21 protein-coding genes are annotated in these 23501 nt (G+C 54.7%); 13 read left to right on the forward strand and 8 right to left on the reverse strand.

The features are described 5' to 3' along the window. The first annotated feature begins 29 nt into the window (after positions 1 to 29). A complete protein-coding gene (locus PO881_RS04170) occupies positions 30 to 797 on the forward strand; it encodes a class II glutamine amidotransferase (protein WP_277974564.1) in 768 nt (255 codons plus the stop codon). Here PO881_RS04170 and dpaA read toward each other — a convergent pair. After that, positions 768 to 1511: a peptidoglycan meso-diaminopimelic acid protein amidase gene (dpaA, locus tag PO881_RS04175; protein WP_280172496.1), complete on the reverse strand. Its 744-nt coding sequence runs from the start codon at positions 1509 to 1511 to the stop codon at positions 768 to 770. The two genes, PO881_RS04170 and dpaA, sit on opposite strands and share 30 nt — an antisense overlap. A gap of 244 nt (positions 1512 to 1755) precedes the next feature. Between dpaA and dinB the strand changes: the two genes are divergently transcribed. After that, on the forward strand, positions 1756 to 2811 hold the full coding sequence (gene dinB, locus PO881_RS04180; RefSeq protein ID WP_280172497.1) for a DNA polymerase IV: 1056 nt from the start codon (positions 1756 to 1758) through the stop codon (positions 2809 to 2811). Between the two features lie 210 nt (positions 2812 to 3021). Here dinB and PO881_RS04185 read toward each other — a convergent pair whose 3' ends face one another. The 4 genes from PO881_RS04185 to pepD all read right to left on the reverse strand — a co-directional run bounded on the left by PO881_RS04185 (position 3022) and on the right by pepD (position 8434). After that, complete coding sequence (locus tag PO881_RS04185) at positions 3022 to 4086, reverse strand: sugar ABC transporter substrate-binding protein (RefSeq protein WP_280172498.1); 1065 nt, start codon at positions 4084 to 4086, stop codon at positions 3022 to 3024. Between the two features lie 27 nt (positions 4087 to 4113). After that, positions 4114 to 5112, reverse strand: coding sequence for an ABC transporter permease (locus PO881_RS04190; protein ID WP_101762520.1), 999 nt, complete (start codon positions 5110 to 5112; stop codon positions 4114 to 4116). After that, positions 5109 to 6614, reverse strand: coding sequence for a sugar ABC transporter ATP-binding protein (locus PO881_RS04195; RefSeq protein WP_280172499.1), 1506 nt, complete (start codon positions 6612 to 6614; stop codon positions 5109 to 5111). The genes PO881_RS04190 and PO881_RS04195 overlap by 4 nt, the downstream gene beginning before the upstream one ends. Positions 6615 to 6973: 359 nt before the next feature. Further along, entirely contained in the window at positions 6974 to 8434 is a 1461-nt protein-coding gene (gene pepD, locus PO881_RS04200) for a beta-Ala-His dipeptidase (RefSeq protein WP_280172872.1), read from the reverse strand. Between the two features lie 255 nt (positions 8435 to 8689). On the opposite strand from pepD, the gene gpt reads away from it, so the two are divergent. The 3 genes from gpt (at position 8690) to crl (ending at position 11021) form a co-directional block, all read left to right on the forward strand. Continuing rightward, positions 8690 to 9148: a xanthine phosphoribosyltransferase gene (gpt, locus tag PO881_RS04205; protein WP_007887137.1), complete on the forward strand. Its 459-nt coding sequence runs from the start codon at positions 8690 to 8692 to the stop codon at positions 9146 to 9148. Positions 9149 to 9269: 121 nt separating this feature from the next. After that, complete coding sequence (frsA, locus tag PO881_RS04210) at positions 9270 to 10517, forward strand: esterase FrsA (protein ID WP_280172500.1); 1248 nt, start codon at positions 9270 to 9272, stop codon at positions 10515 to 10517. A gap of 102 nt (positions 10518 to 10619) precedes the next feature. Further along, the gene (crl, locus tag PO881_RS04215; RefSeq protein ID WP_008108946.1) at positions 10620 to 11021 is read left to right on the forward strand and encodes a sigma factor-binding protein Crl; all 402 of its coding nucleotides are present in this window, start codon (positions 10620 to 10622) and stop codon (positions 11019 to 11021) included. An 81-nt stretch (positions 11022 to 11102) separates the two neighbouring features. Here the strand turns inward: crl and ompC are convergent, their stop codons facing one another. Further along, positions 11103 to 12194 (reverse strand): porin OmpC, encoded by a 1092-nt coding sequence (gene ompC, locus PO881_RS04220; protein ID WP_101762516.1) that lies wholly within the window; start codon positions 12192 to 12194, stop codon positions 11103 to 11105. Positions 12195 to 12439: 245 nt separating this feature from the next. Here ompC and proB point away from each other — a divergent pair, with 245 nt between their 5' ends. The 7 genes from proB to PO881_RS04255 all read left to right on the forward strand — a co-directional run bounded on the left by proB (position 12440) and on the right by PO881_RS04255 (position 17871). After that, complete coding sequence (gene proB, locus PO881_RS04225) at positions 12440 to 13543, forward strand: glutamate 5-kinase (RefSeq protein ID WP_101762515.1); 1104 nt, start codon at positions 12440 to 12442, stop codon at positions 13541 to 13543. Between the two features lie 10 nt (positions 13544 to 13553). Beyond that, entirely contained in the window at positions 13554 to 14807 is a 1254-nt protein-coding gene (gene proA / locus PO881_RS04230) for a glutamate-5-semialdehyde dehydrogenase (RefSeq protein WP_222181500.1), read from the forward strand. A 353-nt stretch (positions 14808 to 15160) separates the two neighbouring features. After that, positions 15161 to 15892 (forward strand): S24 family peptidase, encoded by a 732-nt coding sequence (locus PO881_RS04235; protein WP_137385226.1) that lies wholly within the window; start codon positions 15161 to 15163, stop codon positions 15890 to 15892. 415 nt (positions 15893 to 16307) lie between these two features. Continuing rightward, on the forward strand, positions 16308 to 16583 hold the full coding sequence (locus PO881_RS04240) for a hypothetical protein (RefSeq protein WP_110867800.1): 276 nt from the start codon (positions 16308 to 16310) through the stop codon (positions 16581 to 16583). Between the two features lie 183 nt (positions 16584 to 16766). Continuing rightward, complete coding sequence (locus PO881_RS04245) at positions 16767 to 17234, forward strand: hypothetical protein (RefSeq protein WP_280172501.1); 468 nt, start codon at positions 16767 to 16769, stop codon at positions 17232 to 17234. A 2-nt stretch (positions 17235 to 17236) separates the two neighbouring features. Continuing rightward, positions 17237 to 17581, forward strand: a complete 345-nt coding sequence (locus PO881_RS04250) for a hypothetical protein (RefSeq protein WP_192236784.1) — start codon at positions 17237 to 17239, stop codon at positions 17579 to 17581. Then, positions 17578 to 17871: a hypothetical protein gene (locus tag PO881_RS04255; RefSeq protein ID WP_137385227.1), complete on the forward strand. Its 294-nt coding sequence runs from the start codon at positions 17578 to 17580 to the stop codon at positions 17869 to 17871. Before PO881_RS04250 ends, PO881_RS04255 begins: the two co-directional genes overlap by 4 nt. 19 nt (positions 17872 to 17890) lie before the next feature. Here the strand turns inward: PO881_RS04255 and PO881_RS04260 are convergent, their stop codons facing one another. Then, entirely contained in the window at positions 17891 to 18034 is a 144-nt protein-coding gene (locus PO881_RS04260; RefSeq protein WP_158527638.1) for a hypothetical protein, read from the reverse strand. A gap of 39 nt (positions 18035 to 18073) precedes the next feature. On the opposite strand from PO881_RS04260, the gene PO881_RS04265 reads away from it, so the two are divergent. Further along, the gene (locus tag PO881_RS04265; protein WP_280172873.1) at positions 18074 to 19819 is read left to right on the forward strand and encodes a glycosyl hydrolase family 28-related protein; all 1746 of its coding nucleotides are present in this window, start codon (positions 18074 to 18076) and stop codon (positions 19817 to 19819) included. A gap of 126 nt (positions 19820 to 19945) precedes the next feature. Here the strand turns inward: PO881_RS04265 and PO881_RS04270 are convergent, their stop codons facing one another. Beyond that, positions 19946 to 21673, reverse strand: a complete 1728-nt coding sequence (locus PO881_RS04270; RefSeq protein WP_280172502.1) for an autotransporter outer membrane beta-barrel domain-containing protein — start codon at positions 21671 to 21673, stop codon at positions 19946 to 19948. Positions 21674 to 23501: the final 1828 nt, after the last annotated feature.

Genomic DNA, 23501 nt, shown 5'->3' on the forward strand with positions numbered 1-23501 from the left:
GCGAGAGGATCTAACTTAAGGCGGTTGCTATGTGCGAATTGCTCGGGATGAGCGCCAATGTCCCCACGGACATCTGTTTCAGTTTTACCGGTCTGGTGCAGCGTGGCGGTGGAACCGGGCCGCACAAAGATGGTTGGGGCATCACGTTCTACGAAGGAAAAGGGTGCCGCACCTTCAAAGATCCGCAGCCGAGCTTTAACTCGCCGATAGCCCGTTTGGTGCAGGAATACCCGATCAAATCGCATTCGGTGGTGGCGCATATCCGCCAGGCGAATCGCGGTGAAGTGTCGCTGGAAAATACCCATCCGTTCACGCGTGAGCTGTGGGGCCGCAACTGGACCTACGCACACAATGGTCAGCTCAAAGGTTATCGTCAGCTGGATAGCGGGCCATTTCGTCCGATTGGTGAAACCGACAGCGAGAAAGCATTTTGCTGGATGCTGCACAAACTGACCGAGCGTTATCCACGCACGCCGGGCAACTGGCCAGCGGTGTTCCGCTACATTGCCGAGCTGGCAGCAGAAATGCGTGAGAAGGGTGTCTTCAACATGCTGTTATCGGATGGGCGCTATCTGATGGCGTTCTGTTCGACCAATCTCTACTGGATTACGCGCCGTGCGCCGTTTGGCAAAGCGACGTTGCTCGATCAGGATGTGGAAATTGATTTTCAGCAGCAGACGACGCCGCAAGATGTGGTGACGGTGATTGCTACGCAACCGCTGACGGGGAATGAAACCTGGCACCGGATAGTGCCAGGCGAGTGGGCATTATTTTGCCTGGGTGAGCGCCAGGAATGATTTCGAGGCAGCATCCGGTGTAGCGATCACCGGCGTGTTGTTCACCGCATATTGGCCGGTGGCCGTCACGTTCACGGTAGGCGGCACACGGTACTTAGCGAAGTACGCATAGCCCGGCTGCAGTTCACGCCAGAAGTTAATGTACGTCGAGTATTTATGACGCTGCATATTGCTGTCTGTCATGCGGAACGGATAGATATTGACCTGAATCTCCTGCTGACCATTACGCAGCGCGGCGTTGGTGTAGGCGAAGATCTCATCCATCGATGCATCCGTCATTGCGTAGCAGCCCACTGACACGCAATCTCCGTGAATCATTAAATAGTTACCGTTATAGCCTTTAGCGCGATCGTACTGATTGGGAAAACCGGTATTAATAGCGCGATAAAAACGGCTATCCGGTTTTAACTGGTTCAGCTTAACGTTATAAAAGCCTTCCGGACTTTTGAAATCGCCCTGACGACGTTTAGGTCCTAAACCGCCAGAGAAATTACAGATGCGATAGCTGTCCAGCAGACGATATTCATTCCCGATTTTGCCGTACAGTTCCAGCGTACGCTCCTCCTTGAAAATCTGAATAAAAACGGGGGTGCCAATTAGTTGTTTCTTTAACTCTTTGCTCACCGGAGCCAGCGGTTGCGTAGGCTCGGGGTTCATTGCCCAGCTAAGGAGCGGCATAAGAATCATCGCAAGCGTTAATGCGATTCTGCCCATTCTGTAGATACCTTGATGTGGAGAGAGACGATGACGCTGTGCGTCTGGGTATTGCATTATCGGAAATATCCGCTATCGCAGCGCAACATTAACATTGTCTGGCTTTTAATCAAGCCAGTGTCCGAGAAAATGGCGCGTTCCTAAAAGGAATACGACCACTAATTTGTAAACTTTAATCTCGCTCTCAACAAATATTGCCGATATTTTTCGCTGCTGTATACTTATCCAGTATCTGGGAGGGCGTATGCGCAAAATTATTCATGTCGATATGGACTGCTTTTATGCAGCGGTTGAGATGCGCGACGATCCCTCTTTACGTGATATTCCTATCGCCATTGGCGGCAGCCGCGTGCAACGTGGCGTGATCAGCACCGCGAACTATCCGGCACGTAAATATGGCGTGCGCAGCGCGATGCCGACCGGCATGGCGCTGAAACTCTGCCCGCATCTGCGGCTGCTGCCTGGCCGCTTTGATGCCTATAAAGAAGCCTCCCGCCAGATCCGCGACATCTTCTCACGTTACACCTCGCTGATTGAACCGCTGTCGCTGGATGAAGCCTATCTGGATGTGACCGAAAGCCTGCACTGTCATGGCTCGGCGACATTAATGGCGCAGGCGATTCGTGCCGATATCCTGCGTGAAACCGGGTTGACCGCTTCCGCCGGCATCGCGCCGATCAAGTTTCTCGCCAAGATCGCTTCCGATCTCAACAAACCTAACGGGCAATATGTGATTACGCCGGACGCGATGTCCGATTTTCTACTGACGCTGCCGCTCAGTAAAATTCCTGGCGTGGGTAAAGTGGCGACTAAAAAGCTGGAAGAGATGGGCTTGCGCACATGCGCGGATGTGCAGCGCGCCGATTTGGCGCTGCTGCTTAAACGCTTTGGCAAGTTTGGCCGCATCTTGTGGGAACGCAGCAACGGCGTGGATGAGCGCAATGTGGTGGTTGAGCGCGAACGCAAATCGCTCGGCGTTGAACGTACCCTGATGGAAGATATTCACAGCTGGGAGCAGTGTCTGGAGATTATTGATTTTCTCTATGCGGAGTTGGATCGCCGCTTAACCGCCATCAAGCCGGATAAGCAGATCGCCCGACAAGGCGTGAAACTGAAGTTCAATGATTTCCAGCAAACCACGCAGGAGCACGTTTGGCCGGTGCTAAATAAAGACGACATGATCGCGGTGGCGCGTCAGGCGTGGGATGAACGCAGAGCAGGGCGCGGCGTGCGGCTGGTGGGATTGCATGTCACGATGGTGGATCCGCAGCTGGAGCGGCAGTTGGTGTTGGGGTTGTGAGATTGTGCGCGCTGCCCCTCATCCCGGCCTTCTCCCGCCAGCGGGAGAAGGAGTAAAACAACCGCGCCGATCGGTTCCTTCTCCCGCCAGCGGGAGAAGGAGAAAACCAACCGCACCGATCGGTTCCCTCTCGCGTCAGCATGAGAGAGAGAAGACAACGCCGATCGGTTCCCTCTCCCACTTGTGGGAGAGGGTTAGGGTGAGGGAAAACTACTTCTTACCGTACTTCGCTTCCAGCGTTGCAAACCATGGCGCGATGAAATCGTTATTCTCGCCCCAGCCTGGAATGATCTTATTCAGCGACGCCACGTTGACCGCGCCTTGCTGGCTATTCAACTGCTGCTGAGAAATCGATGACGCTTTAAACTCGTAAGTCGCCGGTGTGGTTTCGCCTGCAATCTTGTTCGCCACCAAACGCATATTCACCGCGCCAATGGTTTTTGGATCCACCGCTACGGTTTGTACCCAAGGACTGTTCTTTTCATGCATCAACTGCAGATCCTGATTGGATACGTCGATGCTATACAGTTTGATCTCGGTACGACCATTCTCCTGCAGGGCTTTATACGCGCCCTGGCTGAAAGCATCCCACGAACCCCAGATCGCATCGATCTTGCCTTTCGGGTATTTCGCCAGAATCGCGCCAATCTTGTTGGCGGTATCGCCCTGTACATCAGATGAAACCGCGCCAATCGACTCCAGCTGATGAATGCCCGGATTCTCTTTCAGCAGCTTCTCATACACCACCTGACGACGATCCATCGCCGGGAAACCGGCCACCCACAGCTTGACGATATTCGCCTTGCCGTTGAAGTCTTTGATTAAGCTGCCGAGTGATTCCTGCGCCAGCGAAGCATCATTCTGCGCCGTCACGGTGACGCCCTCTACCGGCGTATTAACCGGCGTATCAAACACCGACAGCTTGATGCCCGCTGCGGCAATACGCTGCACCAGCGCCGTGGAGTAGGGATCTTTACCGTGCGACAGGATAATGCCGTCATATTTCTGGCTAATCGCCTGGTTAACGAAATCCTGGAAGCGCGCATCGTCGCCATTGCTGAGGAAAGTGCTGACCTTAAAGCCAAGCTGGCGGCCTTGCTGAATCGCACCGGCGACAAACTGCGTGGTGTTATCGTCCGAACCCAGGTTGCGGATGATGGCGATGCGTAGCGGGCCTTCATGGTTAGCGATAACCTCAGGCACTGCGGCATCGGCGAAGGCGGCGCTGGCGTTGAGCAGGCTAACCGCCAGCAGCGAAAGGGTAATTTTTTTCATTATGATCTCTTTCTGATTAAACGCGCCTTAACGGCGCTGGATGTAAGTCATCGCCAGCGCCAGCGCCAGTACCAGACCTTTAATAATGTCCATCGCGTAATAGGGCACCGATAACATCACCAGCCCGTTCTGCAACACACCAAGAATGATGGCGCCCACCAAGGTACCCAGCGCATTCGGTTTGCCCGAACCGGCCAGCGAGAAGCCGATCCACGCTGCGGCAACGGCATCCATCAGATAACCGCCGCCGGCATTCACCTGCGAAGAGCCGATGCGTGATGCCAGCAAAATGCCGCCCAAGCCAGCCAGCAGCGAGGCCAGCACATACGCCAGCACGCGATAGCGCGTGGTACGAATACCGGAGAGACGCGCCGCTTCAGGATTGCCGCCCAGCGCATACATACGACGGCCATGCTTGGTCAGCGACAGCGCCAGCTGCGCCACAATGGTGACCACCAGCATGATAATCACGATAGTCGGCACCTGGCCGAGCAGACCAAAGGCGGCAGGAATGGTGCCTTCGGCCATGTCGCCGCTCGGCAGCACCATATTCTCGGTGATGGAACCGCCAAAGCTGTAGGTCATCGCCACGCCCTGAATCACAAACAGCGTGGCGAGGGTGGCGAGCATGTCGGGAATACGTAGCACCACAATCAGGAAGCTGTTGAACAAGCCAACCAGCGTACACAGCAGCAGCGTAATAATGATGGCTTCGGTGGTGCCAAAGCCGTGCCAGACGAATAGCGAAATCACCAGCGCATTGGCCAGCGAGGCGGTGGATCCCACCGACAGGTCAAAGCCGCCAATGGTCAGCGAAATCGACACGCCAATCGCAATCACCGTGACGATGGCAATCGAGCGCAGGATGTTAATGATGTTGGTCGGTTCGAGGAAGCTGTCCGAAGCGAGACCAAATGCGGCAATCAAAATCACCACGGTCAGCAACATGCCCCACTTATAAAGGAAATCAAACAGCTGATGGCGCAGAGAAGGCTGCGAGTTTAGGGATAGTTCTTTGCTGCTCACGCAGGTGTTCCTCCGGTGGAATAAAGCAAAAGTGCCTCTTCTGTGGCGGTGTTGCCCTCCATCTCTGCCACAATGCGCCCATCCCAGAGCACACAAATGCGGTCGCACAGACCGACCAATTCAGAAAACTCGCCCGAGGCATAAATGATGCCTTTGCCCTCACGCGCTAAGCCATCGATCAGCGTGAACAGATCGGTTTTGGCTTTGATATCGACGCCTTTGGTCGGCTCATCAAAAATCAGCACATCGGCGTTGTTGCGCAGCCACTTGCCAATCGCCACTTTCTGCTGGTTGCCGCCCGACAAACGACGCAGGATTTGCCCCGGTCCGGTGGTGCGCACATTCAGGCGCTGAATCACCGCTTCCGCCCAACGCCACGCCTGGCGATGACCAAACAGGCTCCAGCGCGAGAAGCTGTTATCGGCGCTGATGCTCAGATTCATGCTCACCGGTTCATCGATGAAAATGCCCTCTTTGCGGCGCTCTTCCGGCACCAGCGCCATGCGGTTTTCTACTGAATCATGTGGTGAACGCGGTCGCCACGGTTTGCCGTGCAGTTCGCCCTTTGTCACGCGGCTTTTGCTGGCACCAAACAGCGCTTTACACAGCTCGGTTTTACCGGCACCCGCCAGACCAGCAATGCCCAGAATCTCCCCTTTGTGCAGACGCAGCGAAATATCCTGCAGTAGCCGATCGTCGTGTAAGCCTTCCACCGACAGCAGCAGCGGCAGAGTCGCACGGGCGCGACGCGGCGGAAAAACATCATCCAGCCGATGTCCGAGCATTTTTTCCACGATCTGCTCGCCACTCAGCGCCGCCATCGGGCTGCTTTCAATCAGACGACCATCGCGCAGCACCGTTAAGCGGTCGCAAATCGCTTTCAGTTCGTGAATGCGGTGCGAGATAAACACCACGCCAATGCCGCTGGACTGCAAGCGGCGCACCACGGTAAACAGGCGCTCGCTCTCATGCTGATCGAGCGGGGCGGTGGGTTCATCCAGGATCAGAAAGCGGCAGTGATGGGACAGGGCGCGCGCCAGCAGGATTTGCTGCTTCTCTGCCAGCGAGCAGCGCTCCACCAAACGGTTGACGTCGATGTTCACTTCCAGCTGCGTCAGTAACGTACGCGCCTGGCGGCGAATCTCACGCCAGCTGTAGACGTGACCCGGTTCGGCTAAACGATCGAGCAGAATGTTTTCGGCCACGCTGAGCTGTGGCACCAGCGCCACATCCACTTCCTGCTGCACCAGATGAATGCCGAGCTTTTTGGCATCGCGCGGTGAGCGAATAGTGACCGGCACATCATCCAGCAGAATCTCACCGCTGTAATGATCGTGTGCGCCAGCCAGCACCGCCATCAGCGTAGATTTTCCGGCGCCGTTAGCGCCCGTCAACGCATGCACCGAGCCGCCTTCAGTCAGAAAATCCACCTGCGCGAGCGCGGCGAAACCGCCAAAGGCAATGGAGATATTACGCATCTCCAGGCGGTTGATCGCACTCATTGAACCGGGCCTTTAATTAGTTGAGTTGGGGGCATTTTTTCCTGAACCATCACTCTCGGCAACGAACGAAAGGGCATAAGCTAGCACGAAATCTTATTAGCCATCCAGACATCTGGACGTTATGGCGGCTAAATCTGGTTTGATGGAAAGATTTGGGTTAACCGAGAGGTGTAATCGTATTTATTCAGCGGGATGTGCTGTTTGTAGATTTGTGCAATAAATTGCGCCGCTACGGTATTTACAGCGTTTTATTTCCACACCTTTCACACGTCACTTTTGTAGCGGCGCAATTTATTGCGCAATCCTTCGCAGGCATAAAAAAACCCGACCGAAGTCGGGTTCATCGCGAAAGCGCAATCTTACGCTTTTTCTGGCACCACGCTGAGCAGCGCGGTCAGCAGTTTCCAGTACAGACCCACGCTTTCGATGTGAACCTGCTCATCCGGCGAATGCGGGCCGGTTATGGTTGGGCCAATCGACACCATATCCATATTTGGATACGGCTTCTTGAACAGACCACACTCCAGACCGGCGTGAATCACCTGAATGTTCGGCGTTTTACCAAACAGCGCTTCATAAGTTTTGCGCGTTAGCGCCATCACCGGTGAATCGGCATCAGGCTGCCAGCCCGGATAGCCGCCTTTAGGTGCGCTTTTCGCCCCGGCCAGATCGGCCAGCGAGGTCAGCACTTCAACCACCCAATCTTTACCGGTATCGATCAGTGAACGAATCAGGCAGATGATTTCGGCATTGTCCTGATCCATCGTAACCACGCCGACGTTCAGCGAGGTTTCCACCACGCCTTTCGCCACGTCAGAGTTACGAATCACGCCGTTTGGCGTAGCGTTTAGCAAATTAAGGAAACGATCGCGGCTGTCAGCGTTCAGCGCCTGGCCTTGATGCGCCAGCGACTCGGTGACCACGGCGATGTTCTTCTCTTTAATGCCCAACTCGTTCAGCAGCGTCGCCTGGAAATGTGCCGCAGCAGATTTCAGTGCATCAACCTTATGGCTGTCGATCGCCAGCGTAGCAAAAGCTTCACGCGGGATGGCGTTACGCAGCGTACCGCCGGTGAATTCGATCAGACGAACATCGAGTTCACGCGCGTGCAGCGCCAGAAAGCGTGCCAGCAGTTTGTTGGCGTTGCCGAGACCATGATGAATGTCGGCACCGGAGTGACCGCCTTTCAGGCCTTTCAGCGTCAGCTTCAGGGTTTCATAGCCTGCAGGAATCGCTTCACGCGTCAGCGGCAGGGTGGTGATGAAGTCGATACCACCAGCGCAACCCATGTAGATCTCACCTTCCTCTTCCGAGTCGGTGTTGATCAGAATGTCGGCCTGCAGCCAGTTCGGCTGTAAACCAAAGGCGCCGTCCATACCGGACTCTTCGGTCATGGTCAGCAGCACTTCCAGCGGACCGTGAATCAGGCTGTTGTCAGCCAGCACCGCCAGCGCAGACGCCATACCAATGCCGTTATCCGCGCCCAGCGTGGTGCCGCGCGCTTTCACCCATTCGCCATCAACATACGGCTGAATCGGATCTTTAGTGAAGTCGTGCACCGTGTCATTGTTCTTCTGCGGCACCATATCGAGGTGCGCCTGCAGCGCCACCGGCGTGCGTTTTTCCATACCGGCGGTAGCGGGTTTACGAATCAGGATGTTGCCAACCTGATCGCGCTCAACCCAAAAACCTTGCTCTTTTGCCCAGCCGACAACGTGTTCGGCCAGTGCTTCTTCGTGGTAAGAAGGGTGCGGAATGGAACAGATTTTGGCAAAAATATCCCACAGCGGTTGGGGTGAAAGTTGCGACAATTCAGACACCATGCATCTCCTGTGTCAGCGTGGCGGACATACCGCACGCACGCGGGTTTCCAGTAAAAATCGTCGTCAGAAGATCTGACGTGATGGGCCTGAGAATATCACTGTTTCTCGCCGGGTGCGTAATCAGCCGCGCTAAAAACCTGCAACCAGTAAGACAGATGCTGGTTTTTAAGGCGTCAGATCCTTATAATCTCGCGCAACCTTTTCCCCCTTGCATATTTTTTAAGCCAAGTTTCTTGGCCGGGATTCCTTTATATGAGCGAAAAATACGTCGTAACCTGGGACATGTTGCAAATCCATGCCCGTAAACTGGCCCAGCGCCTGCTTCCTGTGGAACAGTGGAAAGGTATCATCGCGGTGAGCCGTGGTGGTCTGGTTCCGGCATCGCTGCTGGCGCGTGAACTCGGTATTCGCTACGTCGATACCGTGTGCATCTCCAGCTACGATCACGATCATCAGCGCGAAATGAAAGTGCTGAAGCGTGCCGAAGGCGACGGTGAAGGCTTCATCGTGATTGATGACCTGGTGGATACCGGCGGCACCGCGCAGGCGATCCGCGACATGTATCCTAAAGCGCGTTTCTGCACCATCTTCGCTAAGCCAGCTGGCCGTGCGCTGGTGGACGACTACATTGTCGATATCCCGCAGAACACCTGGATCGAGCAGCCCTGGGACATGGGCGTGGTCTACATCCCGCCAATCGTCAAAAGCTAATTGATGCATCGCAAACAACGCCCGGTTATGCCGGGCGTTGTGCTTTCTGCGCCTCGCGCGCGTATGGCGGGTGCAGTACACTCTTAGCCATCGCCACGTTGTTGGCAGGAGAATAGCTGAGATGTCTGATAAAAACCTGAGCGAAGAACTGTTCAAACCGCGTTTTAAACACCCGGAAACCTCCTCATTAGTGCATCGCCAGCATCATGCCGCCGTGCAGGTGCATAACGCCCTCGAAGGGGATACGCAGCGCGGCTGGTATCGCATGCTGAACAAGCTGCTGTGGACGTGGCGCGGTCTGTCGCCGCAGGAGATCAGCGAAGTGCTGGCGCGTATCGCGGTGAGCGAATTCGAACGCACCAATGAAGCCTTGCTCGATACCGTGATTGGTTATCGCGGCGGCAACTGGAATTACGAGTGGTCGAAGCAGGCGGCGATCTGGCAGCAGCGCGCGTTAGAGAGCGAAAACCATGACGATGCCGGTCAGCATTGGCTGCATGCCGCCAATCTGTTCAGCCTCGCGGCTTACCCTTACATCAAAGGCGACGAGCTGGCCGATCAGGCGCAGGTGCTGGCCAATCGCGCCTACGAAGAGGCCACGCAGCGTCTGCCGGGCGAACTAAAATCCCTGACTTTCCCGATGAGCGGCGGCAGTCCGGTGACGGGGTTCCTGCATATGCCGGCGCAGGCTGAAGCGCCGTATCCCACCGTGCTGCTGTGCGGCGGCCTTGATTCGCTGCAGAGCGATCACTATCGCCTGTTCCACGACTATCTCGCGCCGCGCGGCATCGCCATGCTGACGCTGGATATGCCATCGGTAGGCTTCAGCAGCAAATGGCTGCTTAATCAGGACACCAGCCAGGTGCATCAGCAGGTGCTGCGTGAACTGAGCAATGTGCCGTGGATCGATCACACCCGCGTGGCGCTGCTGGGCTACCGCTTCGGAGCCAACGTGGCGACACGTCTGGCCTATCTGGAAGTGCCGCGAGTACGCGCGGTAGCGACGCTGGGAGCCATGGTGCACAGCGTGTTTGTGGATGCGCAACAGCAGCAACAGCTGCCGGATATGTACATGGATATGCTGGCGAGCCGTCTCGGTATGTCCTCAACTTCCGACAGCAATCTGCGTACTGAACTCAACCGCTACTCGTTGAAAGTGCAAGGCTTACTCGGCCGCCGCACGCCAACGCCGATGCTGGCGGCTTATTGGCCGGATGATATTTTCGGTCCGGAAGCAGACGCGCAGTTGATCGCCAACTCCTCGTCGCAGGGCAAGACGCTGGCGATTCCCGCCAAGCCGGTTTTTGCCAGTTTTGACAAAGCGCTCAATCAAATTTGTGACTGGCTGGAAAAACAGTTGAAAGGCTAACTGGCGAAATCTCTGAACTCTGCTACTACTTATATCCGGGATTTTCCATTTTTATGTTAATGGAAAGCTGGAAGTGCAATTTAAAGGGTTAAGGGAAAAGAGATGACATTACCGAGTGGTCACCCCCGTAGTCGCCTGCTTAAGCGCTTCACCGAATTGGGGCCGTATATCCGTGAAGGCAAATGTGAAGAGACACGCTTCTTCTTCGATTGCCTGGCAGCGTGTGTCAACGTCAAGCCTGCACCTGAGCTGCGTGAGTTTTGGGGCTGGTGGATGACGCTGGAAGCCTATGAAGATCACTTCACATACGAATATCATTTTGGCCTGTTTGATAAAGCGGGTGACTGGGGCGCTGCGACCATCAAAGGCAAAGAGAACAATGCCAAAGTGGAAAGCACGCTGCGTAATTTCCATGAGCGTCTGAAAGCGATGCTGCTGGAACAGAAACTCGATCTGCGCCCGGCGGAAGGCTTTAAAGAAGAGCCAGTGAAACTGAGCGCCTGATAGACTTTTAAGGGTTTAAAAAGGAAAGAGCCGGTGATGAGCCGGCTCTTTTTTTATAGACACAACGAGGGTACAGCTCAATCAGAATTGGTAAGTTAAGCCAACGGCCACAACGTCATCGTTGTTCAGGTTCAGCTTGTTGTTGTCATCCAACTGGTTGATTTTGTAATCCACAAAGGTCGACATGTTTTTGTTGAAGTAGTAAGTCATGCCCACATCGATGTATTTAACCAGATCCTCGTCACCGATCCCTTCAATGTCTTTGCCTTTGGTCTGGATATAGCCGAGGGACGGACGCAGGCCGAAGTCGAACTGATACTGCGCTACCACTTCGAAGTTCTGCGCTTTGTTAGCAAAACCGCGGGTGCCGATTGGCGTCATGTTGCGGGTTTCGGTGTAGATTGAAGCCAGGTAGATGCTGTTCGCATCATACTTGATACCGGCGCCCCATGATTCCGCTTTATCACCGCTTCCCAGCGCCTGCAGCTGCTGCTGGTTAGTACGGTCTGAAGAGGTGATGGCCGACATCAGGCTGATACCGGTGTCAGCAATGGTGTAACCCAGTGACGCACCGTAACCGTCGCCGTTCTGACGAGAAGTATCGGTGATGCTGCCACGGGCGTTAGCGCTGGTGGCGTCGTTTTTGCCCTGATATTGCAGCGCGAAGCGCAGGCCATCAACCAGGCCAAAGAAGTTGCTGTTGCGGTAAGTGGCTACGCCAGTTGCACGCGCAGTCATGAAGTTATCGGTACGCGCGGTACCGTCACCGCCGAACTCTGGGAATACGTCAGTCCAGGCCTCGACGTCATACAACACGCCATAGTTACGACCGTAGTCGAATGAACCGTATTGGCCGAATTTCAGACCAGCAAAGCCCAGACGGGTTTTGTTGCCTGCGTTGGCATCAGAACCTTCAGAATTATTCGCGTTGTACTGATATTCCCACTGACCGTAACCGGTCATCAGGTCATTAATCTGCGTCTGGCCTTTGAAACCGATACGCACGTAAGATTTGTCACCGTCGCTTGACGCGTTATCGCTGAAGTAGTGTTCAGCTTTAACACGGCCGTAGAAGTCCAGTTTATTACCGTCTTTGTTATACACTTCTGCGGCGTTTGCGGTGGAAGCCAGTGCCAGCGCTGATACAACTAATGCCAGTGTGCTCTTCTTCATTTTGCTATCAATCCCAATGAGTAAAATTTGTTGTACCCGTGAAAGGTTTTGTAAAACACCGACTTTTTACCGGTTGGTGATGAACGTTTTATGACAGTTTTTCGGCTTTCTTGTTAATCGCGAACTTTTGGTCTACCGCATTGTCAGGGGATTTTTGTGCTTTTCCCCTTGCTGTTGTTGGCTTCCTTGCTCACTCCTGATAAAACGTCCCTTCGCAGATTTTTTTCTTACATGGCAGGAAAAACATGAGTGGCAGTCAGACCCTTGTGGTCAAGTTGGGTACTAGCGTCCTCACCGGCGGTTCACGCCGGTTGAATCGGGCGCACATGGTGGAGTTGGTTCGTCAGTGTGCGCAGTTGCACGCCGCGGGCCATCGCATTGTTATCGTTACCTCTGGCGCCATTGCCGCCGGACGCGAACACCTTGGTTACCCCGAACTGCCGCCTACCATCGCCTCAAAGCAGCTGTTGGCTGCGGTGGGGCAGAGCCGTTTGATCCAGCTTTGGGAACAACTGTTTTCAATCTACGGCATTCACATCGGGCAGATGCTGCTGACGCGCGCTGATATGGAAGACCGTGAACGTTTCCTTTATGCGCGTGACATGCTGCGCGCGCTGCTCGACAACCACATCGTGCCGGTGATTAACGAGAACGATGCGGTGGCCACCGCTGAAATTAAAGTGGGCGACAACGACAATCTGTCGGCGCTGGCGGCGATGCTGGGCGGCGCGGATAAACTGCTGCTGCTGACCGATCAGCAAGGGTTGTTCACCGCCGATCCGCGTACCAATCCGGAAGCGGAGCTGATCAGCGACGTGCACCAGATCGATGATGCATTACGCACCCTCGCGGGCGGCAGCGTATCGGGCCTGGGAACCGGCGGCATGGCGACCAAGCTGCAGGCGGCGGACGTCGCTTGTCGCGCGGGGATCGATGTGATCATCGCCGCCGGCAGTCGTCCGGATGTGATCAGCGATGTGCTGTATGGCAAACCGGTCGGTACGCGTTTCCACGCGCAGCAGTCGCCACTGGAAAACCGCAAGCGCTGGATCTTCGGCGCACCGCCGGCGGGCGAAATCACCATCGATGATGGTGCGCTGGCCGCGATGCTGGAGCGCGGCAGTTCGCTGCTGCCAAAAGGCATCCGTGACGTGCAGGGCAACTTCTCGCGCGGTGAAGTGATCCGCATTCGCAACCTGCAAGGGCGCGATATCGCCCACGGCGTCACGCGCTATAACAGCGATGCCATGCGCATGATTGCCGGTCATCACAGCCAGGAAATCGGCGAGATCCTCGGTTACGAATATGGCCCGGTAGCGGTGCACCGCGACGATATGATCGTCAGTTAAGGAGCAGATAATGTTAGAAGAGATGGGTAAAGCGGCGCGCGCTGCGTCGTACAAACTGGCAGAACTCTCCACCGAACAAAAAAATCAGGTGCTGCTCACCATCGCCGATCGTCTGGAAGCGGAAAGCGCGGACATCCTGGCGGCAAACGAGCAGGATTTGGCGGATGCACGCCAAAATGGCATGAGCGAAGCGCTGCTCGATCGACTGACGCTCAACCCGCAGCGTCTGAAAGGCATTGCCGATGATGTGCGTCAGGTGTGTCGCCTGGCCGATCCGGTGGGGCAATTGATGGATGGCGGCCAGCTTGATAGCGGCCTGCGCATTGAACGCCGTCGCGTGCCGCTGGGTGTGGTTGGCGTGATTTATGAAGCGCGTCCTAATGTCACTGTTGATGTGGCATCGCTGTGCCTGAAAACCGGCAACGCGGCGATTCTGCGCGGTGGCAAAGAGACTTATCGCACCAACGCCGCCACCGTGCGCGTGATCCAAAATGCGCTGACCCAGCACGGTTTACCAGCAGGCGCGGTGCAGGCGATTGAAAACCCGGATCGTGAACTAGTGAATCAGCTGCTGAAGCTCGATCGCTACGTCGATATGCTGATCCCACGCGGCGGAGCAGGTTTGCACAAGCTGTGCCGTGAAAACTCCACCATTCCGGTGATTACCGGCGGCATCGGCGTGTGCCATCTTTATCTCGATGAAACCATGGAGACCGAGGCCGCGCTGGAGGTGATCGTCAATGCCAAGAAGCAGCGGCCAAGCGCCTGCAACTCGCTGGAAACGCTGCTGATCCATCGCGATCAGGCGGACACCTTCATTCCGGTATTTCTGCAACGTATGGCGCAAGAGAAGATTGCGCTGCACGCCGACGAAAATGTGCTGGCGCTGCTGCAAAACGGTGCTGCCGAGGTGGTGGCGGTGCAAGCGGAAAATTATGATGACGAATGGTTGTCCAACGATCTGAACGTCAAGCTGGTGGCGGATATTGATGAAGCCATCGCGCATATCCGTGAGCACGGCACGCAGCACTCTGATGGCATTCTGACGCGCAGCATTGGCAACGCCAATCGCTTCGTCAACCAGGTTGACTCATCGGCGGTATACGTAAATGCCAGCACACGCTTCACTGACGGCGGCCAGTTTGGCCTCGGCGCCGAAGTGGCGGTCAGTACGCAGAAGCTGCATGCGCGTGGTCCAATGGGACTTGAAGCGCTGACCACCTACAAATGGATAGGGTGGGGCGACGATACGCTACGTCGCTAATGTTTGCTCCTGCATGACAATGGGCACCGAAAACGGTGCCCATTTTTTTCGTTTTCGATCCAGTTATTCCAAGAGCTTTTTGATTTATTTCTGTCATCTATGGCGGGCTCGCGGCTTTTCACCCATTTTTTCCTTTAGATGCTGGTCTTATTGCTACAGAACAATCCTGAAAACCCCTGTCAGAACAAGCGATATGACACTGAACACTGGTTTCGCCCTAACCGAAGGGGATAATGATTGTCCAGCTTCATTGATAAAAGCGGTTGGGTAGTAAACTGCCGGTAATATAAAATGAACTGGTAGCAAAAATGAAAATAACATTCAGTCTTTTACTGAAGGCAGATTATTAACTGATGGTTAAAAAAGAAAGTACGAGACAAGCATTCACTGCCAGGCTGATTGCCGCATGCGAAAGCGCGGGAATTGTCGGACATGGACGGAATAAACAGGTTGCGCTGGCTCTGCAAGAGAGGGGATGCAAGATCTCAACGCCGGGGGTGTGGAAATGGTTTAACGGGCAATCGATCCCCGATGATAATAATTTACTGGCGCTCAGCCAGTTACTCGACGTGCGCGTGGAGTGGCTGCAATTTGGCATGGAAAAACCGGCCGCCTTGCTGACGCAGCGCAGTCTGGTGAACCCAAAACATCTGTTTCGCGTGGAGAGTCTGGATATCGGCCAGCACGGTGCGCGCAGCGGCTCTTCGCGCGATGAACTGGTGGAAACCATCCAAGCCATTGAATATGGGCTGGAAGAGGCGCGGGTGCTGTTTAACGGCCGCCCGGCGGAAAATATTCGCCTTATCGCGCTTAACAGCGATTCGATGGCCGGCACCTTTGCGCCGCGCGACCAGCTGTTTGTCGATATCAGCGTGCATCGCTTCGATGGCGATGGTATTTACCTGTTCACGCTTGACGATCAGCTCTATCTCAAACGCCTGCAACTTCAGCACAAAAAGGTCGCAGTGATCTCCGATAACAAGCGCTATGAAACCTGGTACCTCACGCTGGAAGAAGCCAGGACGCTGCAAGTGGTGGCGCGGGTGATCATGAGCCAGGCGCGGGATTATCAAATCCTGGGCTGATCACAAAACGCCAGATTGCGGCAAAAAAATATTTTGGCTGAAATCATTAATTTAACTGACGGTAAATAAAAAATTAACCATTGGTGTTTGCCAATGCATTAGAACCTGTTAATAATTTGAGCATGGATGGACAACATACCTGCTCACGGATGAGCCCGCTCTTAAACAATTGAGGCGCTGCACAAGCGCGATACATACCATCCAAAGTTAGTGAACTTTGGGATGGGGTGGATACGCACTTTGCAGCGTTGTCAGTTGCCCTCTGATTTTCACTCTCCTCTACTTCACCCTGGCCGCGAAAGCAGCCGGGCGAGTTGACGTCGGGTATTTTCCAGAGGAATAACGAACGCGTCGGCCTCAGCCGAATTGCCGTGCCTGCCACCCCATCGCCAAAGACTCATTAACAGGAGGAGTTATGGCGATTATCCAGTACGGGAAGTCAGTATTTTCAGGTAATGCACGCACGCGCCGCCATCGGCGACGCCAGTCCCTCAGCCTTAAGCGCAGCATCGATAGCGCACTCGGCATCGAATACGAAAACGTCACCTTGCGCACCGCTGAACGCATCTGCCAGCGCCAGACGCTGTCGCGCGTTGACAGCGCCGTGCTAGCGCCCGTTCGTGTTCAGCAGGCACAACCCAGCTTTGATAACTGCTGTCTGCCTCACGTCTATTTGTATGCCGTGCGTTAACCCTGCATCACTTTCCCCAGTTTTAAACGGAACGTTCCATTGTTGCTCACTGTTTAACCATTCTTGAGCGTTTCGCTTATATGAAAACGCGCTCAATGTCGTAAACGATCAGCAGGATTTATGTTTTTTGCCGTTTTGCGCAGCCATTTTCAGGCTGTTGCGCCCCGTCAAAGAGGAATTTCTATGAGCCAGATTATTGCCATCCTGAATTTCGAAGAGGGTTACCGCGAAGCGCCTTACCTCGACTCGCTGGGTTTCCCCACGGTCGCTGGCGGCATTCGCATCGGCCCCAAAGGGGCATCGCTTAGCAACTACATCTTCCAGGTGCCGCGTCCCGTCGGCGATGTGTGGAAGCAGTGCATTGTCGAGGGCAAGGTGCAGCAGATGCATCAGCGTGCGCTGGTGCAGCAGGCGCTGGCCAAATGCAATGAGGCGCGCAGCGATGTGCTGATCAGCATGGGATATCAGCTGGGGGTGGATGGGCTGGCGATGTTTCGCGGCATGCTCACCGCCATTACGCAGGGCGATTTCAACAGCGCGGCCAACGGCATGCTCGACAGCCTGTGGGCAAGACAAACGTCGGGTCGCGCACGGCGCCATGCCGAAGTGATGCGCAGCGGCACCTACGACATCTATCGGGGGCTGCTATGAATTTGAAACTGCTGATTTTTGTCACCGCGGTGCTGGCAGTGATTGTGGTGGTGTTGGTGATGCAGCGCTTCACCACGCTGGAGTTCGTGAAACATGCACGGCTGTTATTCAAAACCTGGTCGGTATGGCTGGCGTCGCTCGGTTCGATGCTCAGCGCGTGGGTGCAATCATTTCCCACCGCTGCGCTTGATGCCTGGAACAGCATGCCGCCCGACGTGAAAGCGATTCTGCCGCACAACTATCTGGGGCTGATTGGCGCCTTTATGGTGGCGATGGGCGTGATTGCCCAATTCATCCGCCAGAAAGGCCTCAACCAGCAGAAAAATGCGATGGAGGAAAAAGTATGACATTGCTCATGACATTGTTCGGCGGCAGCTGGCACTGGATTGCCGCGCTGGCGGGCGTCATCGCCGCGCTGGTTGCCAGCTACTTCGGTGGCAAGAAAATCGGCAAGGTGCAGCAAGCATCCCAGGCCGCCGTCGAGCGCGCCGATAAAGCCGCGGCGCAAGCGGTAGCGGTTAACCAACAGCAGCAACTGCTGCGCGAGGAGGCCAAACGTGTGGAAGCCAGTAACCTTAATCTTGATGACGCTGCTGCTCGTGACAAGTTGCAGCAATCGAAGTACCACCAGCCCTGAATCTCCCGTCGTCATCGACTCAGCCTGCACCCTGTTTTCCCCGATTTACACCCACGGCAATGACGCCGAGCGCATGGACGTTCGCACCGTGCGCGCCATCAACAACCACAACGATCTTTGGGATCAGCACTGCGGCCAACCGGCTCAGTAACGTTGCTCTCATGCATTTGCATTACCTACCCGAAAAGCCGAGGAGGCTATGATGATCGAAGTTAACTCTTATGCAGAACTGCGCACCACTGTACCGGCCAAAAACGGCGATTTGGCATTCTTACGTCGTTACAACGCGGACTCCACCTTCCACGGTGGCGGTGATTTTACCGGTTTTATCGGCACCACCACGGCGGTAGAAGATGGCGGTACGCTGGTGATCGGCAACGGTTTTTACTGGAAACGCGTGATTAACGATCCCACCGAAATCAACGTTTACCACTTCGGTGCCAAAGGCGACGGTTACGCCAACGATACCGAGGCGTTTAACCGTATGCTGGCGTGGACGCAAAGCTACTCAGGCAACATCACCGCATTACCGGTGCGTTTTCCTGGCGGTCGATTCCTGATTAGCCCCATCGACATCAGCGGTACCGAGCGCGCCTTCTTCGGCTTGCAGGGGGATGATGTCGAGCTGGGTTCGCTGCCGCGCACCACCATCATTTCCGACAAAAGCGCCAACACGGTGTTTAAGGTGAAGGCGCGTCGTACCTCAATCCGCGGTATTGCGTGGAACGGCCAGGCATCCGCCGACATCACCACCAACAAAAGCACCATCACTGCCGATATGTGCAGCAACGTGCAGCCGTTCTTCGAAAACACCTGTATCGAAGGCACCACCGTCAATATCTACTGTTTCCGCGCGCAGAATAACGGCGGTACGGTGATTAAAGTGCTGGATACCCTCGACAGTAAATTCGACCAGATTTACACCTTGTATACCTACGGACGCGTGTTTGATGTCGGCTGGTCAAACTCGCCCAAAGGCGCGTGGGATCACTCCACGGCGATTGAGCTGTGTAACTGTAACTTTCAGACCGGTTATGGCGACGCCACGCTTTACATGCCGCGCGTAACGCAGGGGATTATTCGCAACGTGTGGATTGAGCACACGCGTAATCCGGGCGATCTTTCCGACGGCGGCTGGACGGTGGATACGCTGAACATTGAGGATTGCGGTACGCCGCTGAATCTCAACAATGCGCGCGTGGTGATTCGTCAGCTCAATCTGCAATCCGGCGCAAAACTCAGCCTGGATGCGGTGGCCGGACGTTGGTTATCCACCTTTGAGTATGGCTATCGTCGCGACGAGAACTACGGCACCTTTATGACCGGCTCGCTGCGCGCGGGCTACTTCAGCGGTTACAAAATTACTAATAACACCGATACCGATAACTGGTATCGCGTTGGGCAGCTGTTCTTCCCGAACGCTAACCAGCAGTGGGTAATGGAGTTTATTGGTAAAGCGGATGCCACTCAGCCAACGGGCACTGCCGGCTCACCGGTCAACGTGGCGGCAACCGGCAAAACCTGGGTCAATCTGCAACGTCTGGAAACGGTGTGGGCCGATGCCTATCACATGGGACAACCTGCGGTGCTGGATATCCGCTACAGCCGCGTCGGCACCACCTATGCGGCGGTGTGGGTAAAACTGCGCGCCAACAGCGGTGACACCATGATGAACCTGAAATGCACCGGTCCAACGCGTTTCGATACCGGTTCCTGCTCGCTGTTCCAGCAGGACTTCTCGGTCGTGACCGATACCACCAAACTGGGCGGTTTCAAACCGGCGGCGCGTTTCGGGCTGCATAACGGTTTGGCCGGTATTGGGGCGAACGAGAAAGGGGTGCTGACCGTCGCGACGGCGGCCGGCACGCCGACCAACAAAACCGCGCCTGCGGGCTTTGTGCTGGTCAACATTAACGGTGTCGATCGTAAACTTCCTTATTACGATTGAGGTCCAGCACCTTTTTTGGCGAGGCTTCGGCCTCGCCTTTTTTTGTTTGTGGGGAAAGCGCACTGGCCATAAAAAAAGCACCGCTGTTTCCAGCGATGCTCTGATCAAAAGAGGCCGATTGCGCTATCAAAAACTGACTTTGACGCCCAGAGAGGCGCTGGAATCGCTGAAGCCTTTGCCGCCAACCTGTTGCGCGATGCCGCCCCAGATGCCGACGTGCTGACTCGGATTCACTTCCAGACCCAGTTTCACTTCGCCGATATTGCGCGCACCCGCCTGCTCAATCTTCACGCCATCCAGTTTACTGCCGAAGCGCTGCGTATTATGCAGCCAGTTCACTTCAGCGTAAGGCTGCGCGGTGGCGGTGTGCATGGTTGCCCGAACGCCGGTGCGGGTTTGCACGTTATTTTTGCCGGTGGCGCTGACGCGAGTGCCGTTCTGCTCGGTGTAATCGCCGGTTTTTACGCCCATCCACACCGCCTGCGCTTTCGGCTGCAGGCGATACTGCTGCTGCTCGCCGAAGGCGAAGCTGTAGCCGCCTTCCAGTGACGCTGTCATCCCCTTCGACTTGTAGCTTTCCTGACCGAGACCTTCACCTTTCACGCTGTTACTGAAGGTGTTGTAGGCCAGCCAGCTGTCGACAAAGGCGCCGCTGCGCGTCTGGCTGTCCTGCTGCCAGCCGGCATAGATACCGGCGCTGTAGCCGTTAACCTGGCCTTTGGCGCTGTAGCCGGTGGTTTTCGACAGCGTATTGCTTTTGGCATTGCCGTAACCCGCCATCACGCCGAGGCTGAAACGGTCGCTGCCATTCAAACTCCATTGTGCGATGTCGCCACCCAGCTGCGTCATGTAGCTGTTGGTGATGCTTTTCAGCTGCGCGGTGCTATCACTGAAGCGCCCGTGCGCGCCTTCGTTGCGCAGCCACAGCGTGGTTTTTTCCACTTTGCCGGTCAGCGCATCACGGTATTCTGTCACGCCCGGACGGTCGGCTGCGCTCAGGGTAAACAGCTTGCTGGCCGCCGCAAGGTTGGCAATATAGCTGCCGACTTCCGGACGGGCGCGCGGTGTACGTTTCGGTTGCGGCACGTCTGGTGCAATGACGGTGCCCGTATCGCCGCCCTCGTCTTTAATGGGATCGACAGGCGTTGGATCAACGGGAATTGGATCGCTGACCAGGCGCCACTTACCGTTTTTATCCTGCACCAGCGCATAATCCCACGCGCCGCCGACAATGCGGCCATCCTGCAGGAACTCACCGTTTTGCGTGCCTTCAACGCGAATCAACTCAATGCCCTCCAGCGTGGCAGCACCTTTACCGCCCGCATTGTGCACCTGAACTTTGGTGGTGCCGCTGGCGTTGCCGGCGATATGCAGTTTATCGCTAGCCGTATCGTCACCCGCCAGCGCAAGGTTCATCACCAGTTTGGCGTTGTCAGCGTGGTAATCGCCCTTAACGGTTAAGGTGTGGAAATCGCCTGCACCGTGATCGAAGATGATAGTGCTGTCTTTGGCCGTCAGGTTGTCGACGGTGGAGCTGCCGGTCATATTCCACTGGCTGCTGCCCGCTAAGCTCAAATCCTGTAAATCATGCGCGGCACCCTGCCAGCGCGAACCGGAATCCAGGCTGACGCTGCTGGCCTGCGTTTTGCTGCGATCAATATTGACATCACCCTGAAGCTGAGAATGATTGCTGGCGTTAACCGTAATACCGCGCACGTCTCCTCCTGCATCTTCGCCGTACGGGTCTAATCCGGTTTCGAGCAGCGTTGTGCCGGACAACAGGCTGTTGTCAAGATTCACCGTCGTTAAGGCTTTGTTATAAGCGACGATTGCAGGCCCAGTATCTACCGTCAAGATTGTATTATTGAGGTTGACTTCACCTTTAGTATATGAAGCCACAATTCCAGCGGCGTTATTTCCTTTAATATGTAAAAATGAATTATTAATGTTAGCCGTAGGGTCAGCGGAGCTTAAATAAAAGTTAGCGATGTTTATAGCACTAACTAATTTTTCTGGGTTATTAGTGTTATCCATTTCTGCAAAAACATGTTCAGCCGTTGACACGGAGCCACTTTCAACAAAAAATGCAGCGCCACCGCTGTTACTGTGTATTTTTGATTTTTTTACATTTATTTTTCCTCTATAAGATAAGTGTATTCCGTATCCACCATCCAGGATGGCAATATCTACATTTTCTGCATCAACTTGCCCTGAATCTTCGGCATAAAGACCAGCAGAAGCTCTATCAACGGCAATCAATTTACTGTTGCGAACGGTTGCAAATCCTTTATCACGGGCAGTTATTGAGCCGCCAATATCAGCCCCGGAAGAAACTGTACTGTTATTGACATTTATCCGGGAGCCCTCATCTGCGGCCAAGGCTCCATCTCCTCTTGCATCAATCTGTATATTTTCAGCATTCAGCACGCCACCTTTTTTAGCAAGCATGCCGGTACTGTTTTTTCCTGTCGTAGTGATGCTGCCACCAAAAATATTCAGTTCCGAACCGGTGTTGACCCATGCCGCGAAGGCATTATCACCGGTCGCGACATAATGACTATTATGACTTGTAGTTTTTCCACCATTTTCAGCCAGTAATCCAAATGCGCCATTAGCCGATACGGTGACATGACTGTTGGCGATATTTGCCACGGTATTCACACCATAACCGTTAATGCCCTGGGCTGTAGATTCTACGGTCGTCCCGTCGACATTCAACACGCCACCGCTTTTAGCTAGAATGCCGGTGCTGCCGCCGCCTGTATTGGTAATGCTGCCACCAAAAATAGTTAATACGGATTTACCGTTAACCCAGCCGCCGGAGGAATTTTTTCCCGTAGTGACATAGTGACTATTAGTACTGGTGGTTTTACCGCCATTTTCAGCAAGTACCGCGTAACTATTTGCCCCTGCAACAGTGAAACGGCTATCTGAAACGTCGATAACTGCACCCGAGCCTATAGCATTTGCGCCATATTCCTGAGAGTTGACGGTTAAATTTTTACCGTTGATAGTGGCCTTATCTGCATATAAGCCAAATCCGGCGCTATTAATGACCACATCGGCGGCTTTAATGCGGCCACCGTTACCAGCAATAACTCCGTGACTGAATGCTCCCGCTGTATTGACACTACCGCCGGTTATATCAATATTCGAGCCCGCACCATTAACATAAACGCCGTACGCTTTTTTACCGTCGGTCGTGAAGTTCACATTATTGCTGTGCGCGGTGGCGCCTTTTTCAACAAATAAGGCGTGTGCGCTGTCATCGCTGGTAGCCACGTCCTTATCCTGAATATTAATAATATTTCCCGCGCCAGAAGCATATTCACCGTAGGCGGGGGCGGCCAGCGCGGGCTGGATAATCCCGACGCTGGCAAGCGCCATAAAGGCCGTCGCCACGCAGCCTGCGGTGAGGCGACGTGCTGTGCTGGAGCGGGATGATTTTACTTTACCGCGTGCCAGTTCGGAGGTGACAACATAATTACCCTGGCTGTGGTTCCAGATAACCCGATAGTTTTTATTCATTTTGACTCTCTGCCTGTAAAAATATCTCACGCCGAAATAAAACGTTGATTCGCGCGCGGGATGATTAAGGGATGGATATAACTTGATGGCAGAGAGAATATGAAAGGTGCGGTAAAAAACCGGCTAAGACATGTCTTGAATAAGATAAGTGCAG

It is taken from the genome of Pantoea sp. SS70 (assembly GCF_029866845.1).
Classification (GTDB): domain Bacteria; phylum Pseudomonadota; class Gammaproteobacteria; order Enterobacterales; family Enterobacteriaceae; genus Pantoea; species Pantoea leporis.